Raw genomic sequence first — 13,365 nt, forward strand, 5'->3', positions numbered from 1 at the left:
TACGCATCAGTGCGAATCGGGTAACCGGTTGGTGCCAAGCGATGCGGACAATGAACCTCCTCTTGAAAAAGAAGATGCTCAATCGTGAAAGGAGCATAAACTACAAGCATCATGTGGTTGGAGAGCTAGGCTTAGTGGTATGGTGAACGTAAGTGAAGCTTCATAAGTATCGTAACGATTAAAGAGCTAAAGATGCTGATAAGCTCCGACCAAAAGGTAATGTGACATTTTTCATTTCTGGATGTACGCAAATCACCGGTATAGAGAAGTCACCTAACCCACTGTTGTATTACAGAAGGAACAGGGTAAGCCTGTATTTCCGCCTATATGGCAAGCAAACCGCAAGGAACGCTGATGAAAATGCAGGTAAAGGATAATGGAGAAAGCGAATGCCATTTTGTAACGAAATGTATAGAATTTGTAACATTAATTCGCGTGAAAACGAGCAGATTTCCATTTGGTCCCTCGTGACAAGAAACTTTGTTAACCACTTGAGGTAGAGAAGCAGATGACCTTACCCACAGAAATGATGAAGAAATTAGGAATATTTTTTACAAAAAGGACAATACTAACAAAAGAACTTTATTCTATTTAGAATATAAAGTTACAATAAATTTTCCTGTCATCTCCAAATAAATTATATTAACTTAGTATTGTATATTGTTAATAACTTAAATAATATAACCATTTTCAGCAACAAAAACCAAAGGTCTTGAGATACAAGATATTTGTATGGTTACTATGATAGTTCCTTTTTTAAGAAAGTTTTAAATTTCATACCTAACAATAAACAACTTTAGGTTTAAATTTATGAAATCAGTTGTTATATACATCAGCAAATACGAATTTAACTGGTGTTATGGACTTAAATAAATTTACCGAAAAAGCAAAAAGTCTAATTCAAAGTGCTCAAATGAAAGCGTTGGGAGCTGGGCATCAGATTTTTATGCCTGAGCATTTACTAAAAGTGATGCTTGAAGATGAATCAGGTTTAGTTCAGGATTTGATAAACGCTTGTGGTGGAAGTGTGCAAAGTATTTCTGATGCTGTGGATAGCGCAATAAAAAAGTTGCCAGTAATTGAAGGTCCAGGAAGTGGTGGCCTTCAACTTTCAAGAGAAATAGCAAAAGTTTTTGAAGATTCAATTGGTATTGCAAGAAGAAATAAAGATTCATTTGTTGCTGTTGAGCGTTTACTACAGGGCCTCACTGCACAAAAAGATGATACTGTAGGCAAAATTCTGGCAGAGAATGGTGTGACTCTACAAAAACTGAACTCAGTTATTGCAGAAATGAGAAAGGGCAGCAGTGCGGACTCGCCAAACAGTGAGGAAAAATTAAACGCGGCAAAGAAATATACAAAAGATGTTACAGAGCTTGCTATGCAAGGAAAGCTTGATCATGTAATTGGTCGTGATGAAGAGATCAGAAGAACTATGCAGGTATCACTGAGGCGGACAAAAAATAATCCAGTGCTGATCGGTGAACCTGGTGTTGGAAAAACTGCAATAGTTGAGGGGCTTGCAAATAGAATTGTTGCAAACGATGTGCCACTTGGTTTGCATGATGCAAAGGTCTTAGCTTTGGATCTTGGAGCACTAATTGCTGGCACTAAGTTTAGAGGAGGGTTTGAGGAAAGGTTAAAAGCAGTGATTAATGAGATTTCGAGAGCGGAGGGAAAAATTATATTATTCATCGATGAATTGCACACTTTAGTTGGAGCAGGAGCAACAAGTGGTGCAATGGATGCCTCGAATCTGCTGAAGCCTGCTCTTGCGCGTGGAGAAATTCGCTGTATAGGAGCCACAACTTTAGATGAATATCGTCAGCATATAGAAAAAGATCCTGCACTTGCAAGGCGTTTTCAGCCTGTGTTTATCTCTCAACCAACTGAAACTGATACCATTTCAATACTCAGGGGTTTGAAGGAAAGATATGAGGTGCATCATGGTATAAGAATTACAGATGGTGCAATAATTGCTGCTGCAACGTTGTCCAATAGATATATAACAGATAGGTTTTTACCTGATAAAGCAATTGATTTGATTGATGAAGCAGCAAGCAGGGTGAGAATTGAAATGGATAGCAAACCTGAAGTTATTGATGAACTTGAGAGAAAGGTTATACAGCTAAAGATTGAAGCAGAGGCTTTAAAAAAAGAAAGTGATGAAAATTCTAAACAGCGTTTAAAAAAGATAAATGAAGAGATCGAAAATCTAAACAGTAAATTTGCTGACTTGAACAGCAAATGGCAGATGGAAAAGAATAAAATAGCTAGAATACAAGAAACAGCCGAAAAATTAGATAACGCTAGAAAAGAGTTGGAATTAGTTCAGCGTAGTGGGAATTTGGGAAGAGCAGGAGAGCTGATGTATGGTGTGATTCCTCAGCTTGAGAATGAATTAAAAAATCAGGAAAAGGTTACTGATAGTTTCTTAAAGAAAGAGGTGACTGGAGATGATATTGCAAACATTGTTTCAAAGTGGACAGGAATTCCAGTTGATAACATGATGCACAGCGAAAAGGAAAAACTTCTCAACATGGAGAATGAAATAGGAAGAAGAGTAATAGGGCAGAAAGATGCAATAGAAGCGATAAGTAATGCAGTTAGGCGCTCTCGCTCTGGTGTGCAAGATACTAATCGACCTTTTGGTTCATTCTTATTCTTGGGTCCAACCGGAGTTGGAAAAACAGAATTGGCAAAAGCCCTTGCTGAATTTCTGTTTGACGATCAATCAGCGCTTTTGCGTTTTGATATGTCAGAATATATGGAAAAACATTCTGTTTCAAAGTTAATTGGCGCGCCTCCAGGCTATGTTGGCTATGAACAAGGTGGCAGATTAACTGAAGCAGTGAGGAGAAGACCATATCAGGTAATCTTATTTGATGAGATAGAAAAGGCAAATCCAGATATATTTAATCTATTGCTGCAAATCTTGGATGAGGGGAGACTCACTGATAGTCATGGCAAATTGATTGATTTTCGCAATACCATACTGATTTTAACTTCTAATCTTGGTTCTGAGATAATGCTAAAGGGGATTGCTGAGTCTGTAAAAGATGAGGTAATGCAGATAATTAAATCAACATTTCGTCCAGAATTTTTAAACAGACTGGATGAAATTATTATATTTCACAGTTTAACCAGAAATGACATCTATAAAATTATAGATGTTCAATTTTCTTATTTACAAAAAACACTTGCTAAGCGTAAACTGAGTATAAGTTTGTCGCAGGAAGCTAAAGAACTAATAGCACAAACTGGCTATGACCCTGAATATGGAGCAAGGCCCCTAAAAAGGGTGATACAAGAGTGTATTCAAAATAATTTAGCTAAATTAGTTTTATCGGGGGAAGTAGTAGAAAATGATGAACTAATAGTGTACGCTCTTGATAATGAAATCTTAGTTAAAAAGGTTTAAGTTCACTGTGTATTTTTGTTAAAAAAAATGTGTATAGATCATAATGTTGACACTGAGTCTTTATTTAAGTTAGCTGATCAAGAAAATCAGCAAGATAAAGAAAAAATTAAAAAATTTATTAAGTATTTTTATAGTTTTGTTTATAAAAGCGACCTAAAAGCCAATGATAAGTTTTTGCTATATATTGTAAACGATGCTTACAATTTTGCTTCTCAAAAAGAGAAAGATGAAAGTAAGTTAGTAGTAAGTAATATAGATGATATATCAGGAATAGAAGGCGATTTTACCACGATTAAGATAACAAACGATGATATGCCATTTTTGGTTGACTCCGTTATTACAACTATTAAGTCGCACGATTTAACCATATGCTATTACAGCAACAGCATAATTAACATTAAAAGAAAAGATGGCCTAATAGATGAGATTTACCCTTTGGAAGAAAGTAATGGAATAAAAGAGTCAGTTATATATGTAATTATCAAAGGTATAAGTGACAGTTTTGTTGATACATTAAAAGAATCTCTACAAAAAACGCTGAAAGCAGTTAATTGTGTTGTGAAAGATTGGCACTTAATGCTTAAGAAACTTGATGAGGCAAGTCTTTCTGTCATCCCAGTACTTGATACTGGGATCCAGGAAAAGGACACGTGGATTCCAGTGTCACGCACTGGAATGACACCAGACCGAAATCAAGAGCAAAAAGATTTTCTAGTTTGGTTAAAGAATAATAATTTTGTATTTCTAGGTTATCAAGAATATATTGCTGGTAAAGATGAAAAACTCGTCTGTGATGGCAAAAAGGACCTTGGCCTGATGAGAGTAGGTCAAAGTACGTTGATTCCTTCTGCAAACCTTGATTCCCTATACATATTGAGATCAGATCTAATCTCAATAGTCCATCGGCGTACATACATGAATTGTATAGGAGTAAAAGAATTTGATGACCAGGGTAATGTAGTAAAGGAACGGCGTTTTTTCGGGCTATTTACTTCTGCAGCGGAGGTCCAAGATATTCGAACTATTCCAATAATAAAAGATAAAGTTAAAGTTATAGAAAAAAATGCAGGATTTTTAACCGGGGGCCACAACAATAAAGCTTTGATTTCTATTTTGCAAGTGTTCTCTTGTGATGAATTATTCCAATCAAATGAAGACGAATTATTTAAAATTTGCATTTCGATCATGTCTCTTGCGATTAGGCCAAAGGTCAGATTATTTTTAAGAAGAGTCGGGGATTTTATTAGTTGCATAGTGCTGATACCGATGCGTTATGCTAGCGCTAGGCTAATGTTCAAGATACGTGACATATTGAAGGATGAGACAAGTGCAGGAAGTTCAGATATTTATAACAATCACATTATCAATGAATATGATTTGATGAAATTGCATGTAGTGCTAAAGACCAAAAATGCTAGCGTTCTTGATGATGAAGTTTTGCGTATCGAAAACAAATTAAGAAACATTACAGAAAAGTGGGAAGATCGTTTTATAGACAATTTATACAATACTTTTAGCACTGTTGAGGATATATTCATCCGTTATTGCAAGGCATTTCCAATAAGCTATCAAGAGAGTTTCGAACCTCATGACGCATATTACGATATGAAAAAATTGGAGATAGTGAGGAAGAAAGGAGTTAGCGAGGTCGATTTAAGACTTACTCGTGATAATCTTAATTATCAATTAAAGGTTTATACTCCAAACAATGGAGGCCTTGAATTATCGAAGATATTAAGGATCACTAAGAATTTGGGAGCTAAAATTCTATCTCATAATGGCTATTACATAGAAATTAACGGTGGAATATGGATACACCATTTTGTGTTGTCAAGAGTCGATGAATTAATAGACAACATTACTCTAAAAGAGCAATTTGAAATAACACTTGCGAAAGTGTTTAGCAAGGAAATTAAAAATGACTATTTCAATAGTTTGATCATTATTGCTGGGCTCAAGTGGAAGGAAGTGCTTCTGATTAGAGCGCTAAGTGCTTATCTAAAGCAGACGTCATTTAACTACAACCCAGAATATATCCAAAAGGTAGTCTCAGAGTATCCAAAAGTAGTAAAGTATTTGATACAACTATTTCATGCAAGATTTGATCCTAACATAGACATTGATAGAGCAGAAACTACGGACATTGTCAGAGAAAAAATTGAGGAACTTCTAAAAGAGATCAGCAATGTTTCACATGATTACGTTTTGCGCTCGATATTTAACTTGATAATGGCTATTTTAAGGACCAGTTATTATCAAGACGATAAACCATATTTATCTACAAAATTTGACTCAAGTAAAATAAATGGTTTGCCTGATCCTCGTCCGTATCGCGAATTGTATATTTATTCAAACCTTTTTGAGGGAATACATCTAAGAGGAGGGAAATTAGCCCGTGGTGGCTTAAGGTGGTCGGATAGGACGGAAGATTTTCGCACTGAAGTTTTGGGGCTCATGAAAGCTCAGATGACAAAAAATGCGGTTATTGTCCCTGTTGGTGCAAAGGGTGGATTTGTAATAAAGCAAGCTTATAAAGATAAGAATATTTTAAGAGAGAAAAGTGTTGAGTGCTATAAGAGTTTTATTAGAGGAATGCTTGATATTACTGATAACGTGGTTGATGGTGAAATAATTCCACCAGAGAATGTGATTAGGTATGATGAAGACGATTCATACTTGGTAGTTGCAGCAGATAAAGGCACTGCTTCATTTTCTGATTATGCCAACCAGATAGCCTCTGAATACAATTTTTGGCTTGGCGATGCATTTGCATCTGGTGGATCAGCAGGTTATGATCACAAAAAAATGGGTATTACAGCCAGAGGTGCGTGGATTGCAGCACAGAGGCATTTTTGGAAAATGAATAAGGATATTTACCAGGATACAACTGTTATTGGAATTGGAGATATGGCTGGCGATCTATTTGGAAACGGTATGCTGCTTTCAAAAAATATACATTTAATCGGCGCATTTAACCATATGCATATTTTTGTTGACCCAAACCCTGATGCAGAAAAGAGTTTCACAGAGCGTAAACGTCTCTTTGAGTTACCATTTTCAACTTGGATGGATTATAATAAAGGTTTGATTTCTAAGGGTGGAGGAGTATTTGAGCGTAGCAGTAAGCAAGTAAACATTTCTCAAGAAATAAAAAAGTGCTTTGATATAACAGAAGATATGCTACCTCCAAGTGATTTGATTAGATATCTATTGAAAGCAAAAGTGGACTTCATATGGAATGGAGGAATTGGCACGTTTGTTAAGGCAAAGAGTGAAAATCATAGCATGGTCGGTGACAAAGCAAACGATGAGTTAAGAGTGAATGGTAAAGATATTAGAGCTTCTATGTTTATAGAGGGTGGAAATCTTGGTTGTACACAGTTTGGAAGAATAGAATATGCTGAAAAAGGTGGATATATCAATGCAGACTTTGTTGATAATTCAGCCGGAGTGATATGTTCGGACCTTGAAGTTAACATTAAGATTGCATTTGTTTCAGCTATGAAAGCAGGGGGTATTTCTTTAGAAAAAAGGAATGAAATACTGGCAAGTATGGTGGATGAAGTTGCATCCAAAGTGCTTGAGAACCACAACAAAATTGAAACAAAAGCATTACTTCTTGAGTGTTTGCAAGCTAAAGAGAGATTGGAGCAGCACCACAGGTTACTGCTCAGTTTAGAAAAATCTGGGCTGTTAAACCGAAGCGTAGAATTTCTTCCAACTGAAGAAGAGATAGCAAGGATGTTAACTGGTGCAGAAGGTTTCAGTTCTCCTCAGCTTTCTGTTCTAATGTCTTATGCTAGAACAGCAATAAAAAATGAAATTATACATTCCGATCTGTCTGAAAAAGATCTTATATCTCATGACTACTTGCTAGGTTATTTTCCTAAAAAGATGGTAACAAAGTTTAAGGATTTCATATTAAAACACCAACTTCGTAGAGAAATTATCTCTACTTGCATTGCAAATGATGTAGTGAATAGAATGGGCTGTATATTCATCAATAATTTGGCTGAGAACACTGGAATTAAGATACAAGAAGCGGTTAACATATATATTGTTGTTAACCACCTGTATGATTTAAACAGCCTGTGGCAGAAAATTGATGAATTGGATGGAAAAATTGATGTTAACTCATACTTACAAATAGTGAGGAACGTGCAGAAATTTATTGGCAGAGTATCATTTTGGCTAGTGAAAAATCTTGGCAAGCTTAGCTTTGTAGAATTGGATGATGTTACAAAATTTAAAGATGCAATTGAAACTTTAGGCCAGAACTTAACTGATGTTTTAGATGAACACCTATTAAAGATCTATAGCCATGGATCAACTTCTTTAGTAGAACTTAATATAAATAAAGATCTAGCAAAAAAAGTTGCTGATCTATGCGTTCTTGCTTATGCACTGGACATTATATCTGTTGCTGAACAGACATCTTTGTCCATTCTTGATGCTGGTAAAATATACTTTGAGTTAAAGTCGCTGTTAAGATTCGATCTGATTAGAACAATTGCCATCAAGATGAAAAGCCGCTCTTCTTATTGGGATCGCAGCTTAGTTAATGATTTATTGGACGATTTAAGCAATTACCATCACAAGCTAGCTGTTAAAGTCATAAAAGCTACTGATAACCCTGAAGATAAGGTTCAAACCTGGGCTTGTAATGATAAGGACTACATAGAACGTTATAATAGTTTTTTAGATGAGATGGTTGCTTCTAAACTTGATTTAAGCAAATTAATATTTATAATCAGAAGGATTAAAGTACTTGCTTCATAGGAAAATGTTCAATATAGGTCTTTCAGAAATTTTAGTTGTAGCTTTAGTGAGCATAATTGTTCTTGATAAAAATAAGGTGCCTGTATTTATTGATCTTATTAGGAATGTGTATAAGTATCTTATGATTATAAAATCAAAAGCTAGGAGGTTATTGAAAGACGCAGGAGTTGGAGACTTATATAAAGAATGTAATGCTGAGAAAGTAAATTACATAATTGGTAAAAATGGTAAGCTTTATCCTACTTATGATATAGATAATACATCTAAAGATAATGACAGCAAAGATTCTGGTAGTAGATGATGTACTATCTAATGTCAAGCTTTTAGAAGCTCGACTAAAAGTAGAGTACTATACGGTTATCGTAGCTCATGATGGTGAAGAAGCTATAGATTTAGTAGCAAAGCAGCAGCCCGATATTATATTACTTGATATCATGATGCCAAAGATGAATGGCTTTCAAGTTTGTAAGGAGCTAAAGAGTGATCCCTTGACAACCCATATTCCAATAATTATGGTAACTGCGCTGCATGATACTCATGATAGAGTGCAAGGTATTAATGCTGGCGCGGATGATTTTCTGACTAAACCAATAAACGAAACTGCTTTATCTGCACGAATTAAGTCTCTCACACGCTTAAAGATGATTATTGATGAATTGCGTTTGAGAGGAGAAACTAACGCTGAGATTGGTGGAGTCGCAGGAAACAGTATTATGGATTATTCCAATCAGATTTTTGATGCTAACATACTTGTTATAGATGAGGATGTTAATCAAGCAGAGCAGATATATAATATATTAAAGCAACGCTTTAGGTCAATTAAAATACTGAGTGATCCAATGGAAGCATTGAAGGTTGGTATTGAGAATGGTTACGACCTGATCATTTCTGATATGCAATTTTCAAAAACTGACGGCTTGCGTTTGTGTTCTGAGTTTCGTAGTAAGGTGGAAACACGTTATACACCAATTCTGATTCTTTCTGAGGATTATGATAAAAACAATTTAGTAAAAGCACTTGATGTAGGTGCTAATGATTATTTAACAGTACCTTTGGATGAGGGTGAGCTAATAGCAAGGGTTAATTCGCAAGTAAAACGCAAAAGATATCAAGATGCCTTGAGAATGAATTTATTTAATAATGCGGAAATGTCTATAAAGGACCCATTAACTAACTGTTATAATAGAAGATATTTTGATGCACACTTAAGAAACATTGTTAAGGACTCTGTGGAAAAGGATAGAAGGTTGTCTCTTATGATACTTGATATAGACTATTTTAAGATAGTGAATGACAGTTTTGGGCATAGTGCTGGAGATGAACTTTTAAAGCAAATACAGAAAAGAATTTCTGAAAATATCAGAGTGACAGATTTACTAGCTAGGTTTGGTGGTGAGGAGTTTGTTGTTGTAATGCCAGATACCAATGTATCAGATGCGTATACTATTGCGGAGAGAATACGAAAAATTATTGCTAAAGAACCTTTTGTACTTGCGGATAAAAATACAACCCATAATGTAACTGTGAGCATTGGAATTGCAGAAATGCAAGGATCTGACTTTGATGATATTAAAAAATTTATAGTACGTGCTGACAGATATTTATATAAAGCAAAAAACAGTGGTAGAAATAGAGTGGTTACTGGCTATAGCTAAAGTGGCTTAAGTTTACCGACAACCGTCATTCCACTACTCGTGAGCGGAGTCTATGCTGAGATACCGCGAATGAATCGCGGTATGACGTGTTGCTCGGGTTAGCTATAGATTTCTGAAATGATTTCAAAAAAATGATAACTAAGATTAAAGCGACAACATGAGGTTTCTCAGCTCTGGAAATTTCACGTTTAACTGCAAAAATAGATACTTATTTAAAAAATATCCTGTGACTTTCAGTCCTAACTGAAATTCTTGGAATGAGTAGCTGTTTTGTAGGGTATTATTGTATACATCATGCAACATTTGTGGAAAAGGTAGGAGTTTATCTGCATAATAATCTCCTACTTTTTTTGACACTGCTCTACCAGTTTTTGGAGAAATAAATTGCAGATTTTCCTTAACACCTGTTACAGCGCATTTGGATAAGTCTAACTTGAATCCCAATTGCGTAAGAAGCAGAAGCTCTAAGTTAAGATAATGGCTTTGCCAAGACTGATTGTTGTGTTTAATTACATCGATGAAATATCGAAAATTGTCATACAGTATGGCACAGGGTTCACTTTCTGGAAGCACTTTTTCTAAAATAGAGGAGAAAGAAACAATAGTAATGCTTTTTAACCTATCTTGAAAGAAATGATGGAATGGAGATTCGATTAATTCGCACTTAAAAAAACCTAGATTTTCAGGTAACTTAGCACTCCATTCTGCATGTAATAGATTACTTATCTGAAACTTATAATTGCTATTGTTTGTTAGCTTAGTTAATCCCCTGCGCTTTCCATGACTTTTTGTAAACAGAGAAAGAATTAAGTTTTTATCGCCGTATTTTTTAGCAGCTATAATGATGCCTTCATCTTTCCATCTCATTTAGAGTGTATTGACCGTATGATATTATAGGATAGTACACCTAGAGCTTGTAATCCATAAAAATCACTTACTCCGTTACTATTCCAAAGTTTCAAGGCTATGAGAGAGTAAGTTATTGGCTGCCACTCTTCTTCCTGAGCCTCCATGCTGAGCTTTTGGTTTGCTAAATAATTGTTTGAATGATTTTAGTAACCATTACTTTTCCTTATCTGAAATTTTGGATAATTCAGCTTCTAATTCTTCTATCGTCGGTAAAGCTGTTTTTATGTTCTCTGGTAGATTTTCAGTTATTCGATATTCCGCTAATCCTATTGGTTTATTTATGTCTTTGAGTGTATATTTAGCAAGTACATCGTCTTTAGATTTACATAAGATTAACCCTATAGAAGGTTGATCTGTCGAGTGCTTTAGTAAATCATCAACTGCAGAAAGATAAAAATTCATTTTACCAGCATATTCCGGCTTAAAATCCTTATCTTTTAGTTCAATCACTACGAAGCAACGTAACTTTAAATGATAGAATAATAAATCAATATAAAAGTCTTTATTACCAACATCTAAATGAAATTGTCTACCAACAAATGCAAATCCTTCACCGAGTTCTAACAGAAATTTTTCCATATGCCCTACGAGTCCTTTTTCTACTTCTCTTTCATGAGCATCCTTACCTATACTTAAAAAATCAAAAATATACGGATCTTTTAATGTGTAATGTGCTAGATCGGATTGTGGAGATGGTAATTTTTCTTTAAAATTAGTTATTGCTTTTCCTTGACGTTTATGTAGTCCAAGTTCTATCTGCATCACCATAATGTTACGTGACCAGCCATGTTCAATAGCTTTTTTTACATAAAATAATCTTATTTCATGACTTTCTATTTTTTCCAAAAGAGTGATATTGTGATACCAAGTTAATTGTGCAAGAGGCTCCTGCACAAATTCAACATCAGGATATTCTTCGGCAAACTTACGCATATACTTCAGATTTCTCGTGCTAAAGCCTTTCATTTCTGGAAATGTACTTCTCAAATCCTTACTTAATTGATCAATTACCTTAGCTCCCCAGGTATGTTCTTTTTGGCGTTTTAGGATCTCTGTACCAATATGGTGGTAAAGCAAAATAAGCTTACTATTTACTGCAAGTGCTGCCTTATAACGGTTTGTTGCAATACGATCTTTCAACTGCTCTAAAAGTTCTGTATATTCTTTTCCTATAATTTTTGTCATACGGTCCCTTTTAATCCATTATACAATTCTTTGTCTGTCGAGAAGACAATCTTTCGCTTGCCTGCAACTTTGAAGGGATTCCTTATTGACTTCAAAGTTGTCCATCAACTAAAATATATTGACTTTATGTGCAATATTAGCTTTAAACCAGTAAAACAAGCTGCTTAACATATGCGTTTTTTCTATTCTAATTATATTCTTTTTTTGTCTTTATGTTGTTTTCTGCTTTTTTCGTTACCTTCAACAAAAGCCCAAACGAATGATACGTCAGTTGTTCCTATACCACAAAGGAAAAAAGAATTGGTTGAGCACACTGTTGTAGCACAACCGAGGCAAATTATCGAAATGCAAGAAGAAGTCATTATTAACGAGGGTAAAGAATTCATTCCAATTCCAAAAAGAAAAAAAAGTGTAGAGAAAAAACTAAGAAGGGATGTTAGAGGGGCAAAAAATGAAATAGGAAACGAAAAAAGCGTTGAGAGCAAAAAGGATGAATTAGTTGTAACAGAAATTATTAACTCTATAAGAGACAAGCTCACAAAATGCTGGAGCATTCCTGAAAGCATAGCTTACAAAGAAAATTTTAATATAAAAATTAACTTATTGTTATCCAGTCAAGGCGAGATAATTATGGCGGATGTAGCAGACAGTGATTCCTATCGAAATAATCCACTTTTCAGGTCGATAGCAGATAACGCAATGCGTGCAGTATATAAATGTAGCCCATTAACCGGCTTGCCTACTCAGCACCACCACATTTGGCGTGAAGTAACACTAGACTTTATTCTATAGCTAAAGTAATTCTATAATTTAATAAGCCCACTGTATCCGTTCAGGATAGCAGCAAGGCAGTATAACCATAGAGTAAAAGTGAGTTTACAACAAATGGTGTCATCCCAGTGCTTGACACTGGGATGACGTTATACGGTTCTTGGATGCAAAGAAGAGTGAGAAAAACTCTATAGTTAGCAAACTTTCAATCAGAAACAGCCAAAGATCTCTCTAAGATGTCAGTTTCTTTTGTATCTTCAACTTTACCGTCCTGGTCGAATGAAATTTGCAGAGACTTACTACTATACTTCCTTTTTCCTAAAAAATTGGCTTGTTTAATTTTATATGAGACATAGTACCAAACATTGTCATCGAACTTTGATACTAATGTTGGTGATCCTAAAGTGTGAACCACTTTTTCTTTATCGTCACCTACTTTTATCTTGCTCCACAATTCAACACTAATGCCAGGAGCTCCGTGATTGTGAATAGTGTGAGTGCAGCTCACTGTAAATAATAAAATAAAAGATATTAATACTCGCATTTCTGTTGATAAATTACTTGAAGCTATAATACACTAATAAATTATCTGCCGTCAAATTTCAAAAAAGTTAAATTGACTGATTCTCAATATCACTTAATATA

Annotated in this window: 9 protein-coding genes; 6 read left to right on the plus strand and 3 right to left on the minus strand. The window is 35.0% G+C overall.

Annotated elements, in window-relative coordinates:
* Window positions 1-327 precede the first annotated feature (327 nt).
* From ONI09_RS05395 to ONI09_RS05415, 5 genes are all read left to right on the plus strand, one after another.
* On the plus strand, window positions 328-471 hold the full coding sequence (locus ONI09_RS05395; RefSeq protein ID WP_173862872.1) for a hypothetical protein: 144 nt from the start codon (window positions 328-330) through the stop codon (window positions 469-471).
* Window positions 472-859: 388 nt separating this feature from the next.
* Window positions 860-3,421 carry an ATP-dependent chaperone ClpB gene (gene clpB / locus ONI09_RS05400; protein ID WP_265013906.1) on the plus strand — a complete coding sequence of 854 codons (2,562 nt, stop codon included), beginning with the start codon at window positions 860-862 and terminating at the stop codon, window positions 3,419-3,421.
* A 27-nt stretch (window positions 3,422-3,448) separates the two neighbouring features.
* Complete coding sequence (locus tag ONI09_RS05405) at window positions 3,449-8,200, plus strand: NAD-glutamate dehydrogenase (protein WP_265014437.1); 4,752 nt, start codon at window positions 3,449-3,451, stop codon at window positions 8,198-8,200.
* Between the two features lie 4 nt (window positions 8,201-8,204).
* On the plus strand, window positions 8,205-8,501 hold the full coding sequence (gene tatB, locus ONI09_RS05410; RefSeq protein ID WP_265013907.1) for a Sec-independent protein translocase subunit TatB: 297 nt from the start codon (window positions 8,205-8,207) through the stop codon (window positions 8,499-8,501).
* Window positions 8,473-9,855 carry a PleD family two-component system response regulator gene (locus ONI09_RS05415; RefSeq protein WP_265013908.1) on the plus strand — a complete coding sequence of 461 codons (1,383 nt, stop codon included), beginning with the start codon at window positions 8,473-8,475 and terminating at the stop codon, window positions 9,853-9,855. Before tatB ends, ONI09_RS05415 begins: the two co-directional genes overlap by 29 nt.
* Window positions 9,856-9,999: 144 nt before the next feature.
* Here ONI09_RS05415 and recO read toward each other — a convergent pair whose 3' ends face one another.
* Together recO and ONI09_RS05425 are read right to left on the minus strand one after the other, a co-directional pair.
* Window positions 10,000-10,722, minus strand: coding sequence for a DNA repair protein RecO (gene recO / locus ONI09_RS05420; protein WP_264707033.1), 723 nt, complete (start codon window positions 10,720-10,722; stop codon window positions 10,000-10,002).
* 195 nt (window positions 10,723-10,917) lie between these two features.
* Window positions 10,918-11,949, minus strand: a complete 1,032-nt coding sequence (locus tag ONI09_RS05425; RefSeq protein ID WP_077188564.1) for a PDDEXK nuclease domain-containing protein — start codon at window positions 11,947-11,949, stop codon at window positions 10,918-10,920.
* Window positions 11,950-12,120: 171 nt separating this feature from the next.
* Between ONI09_RS05425 and ONI09_RS05430 the strand changes: the two genes are divergently transcribed.
* Window positions 12,121-12,741, plus strand: a complete 621-nt coding sequence (locus ONI09_RS05430; RefSeq protein ID WP_006279909.1) for a hypothetical protein — start codon at window positions 12,121-12,123, stop codon at window positions 12,739-12,741.
* Between the two features lie 184 nt (window positions 12,742-12,925).
* On the opposite strand, the gene ONI09_RS05435 is transcribed toward ONI09_RS05430, so the two are convergent.
* On the minus strand, window positions 12,926-13,264 hold the full coding sequence (locus tag ONI09_RS05435) for an outer membrane protein assembly factor BamE (RefSeq protein ID WP_006279908.1): 339 nt from the start codon (window positions 13,262-13,264) through the stop codon (window positions 12,926-12,928).
* Between the last annotated feature and the right edge of the window lie 101 nt (window positions 13,265-13,365).

It is taken from the genome of Wolbachia endosymbiont of Drosophila pseudotakahashii (assembly GCF_026015925.1).
Classification (GTDB): Bacteria; Pseudomonadota; Alphaproteobacteria; order Rickettsiales; family Anaplasmataceae; genus Wolbachia; species Wolbachia pipientis.

Coding starts and splice junctions, on each gene's coding strand:
- ONI09_RS05395 (WP_173862872.1), top strand. CDS start 328: ATGGCAAGCAAACCGCAAGGAACGCTGATGAAAATGCAGGTAAAGGAT.
- clpB (WP_265013906.1), top strand. CDS start 860: ATGGACTTAAATAAATTTACCGAAAAAGCAAAAAGTCTAATTCAAAGT.
- ONI09_RS05405 (WP_265014437.1), top strand. CDS start 3,449: ATGTGTATAGATCATAATGTTGACACTGAGTCTTTATTTAAGTTAGCT.
- tatB (WP_265013907.1), top strand. CDS start 8,205: ATGTTCAATATAGGTCTTTCAGAAATTTTAGTTGTAGCTTTAGTGAGC.
- ONI09_RS05415 (WP_265013908.1), top strand. CDS start 8,473: ATGACAGCAAAGATTCTGGTAGTAGATGATGTACTATCTAATGTCAAG.
- recO (WP_264707033.1), bottom strand. CDS start 10,722: ATGAGATGGAAAGATGAAGGCATCATTATAGCTGCTAAAAAATACGGC.
- ONI09_RS05425 (WP_077188564.1), bottom strand. CDS start 11,949: ATGACAAAAATTATAGGAAAAGAATATACAGAACTTTTAGAGCAGTTG.
- ONI09_RS05430 (WP_006279909.1), top strand. CDS start 12,121: ATGCGTTTTTTCTATTCTAATTATATTCTTTTTTTGTCTTTATGTTGT.
- ONI09_RS05435 (WP_006279908.1), bottom strand. CDS start 13,264: ATGCGAGTATTAATATCTTTTATTTTATTATTTACAGTGAGCTGCACT.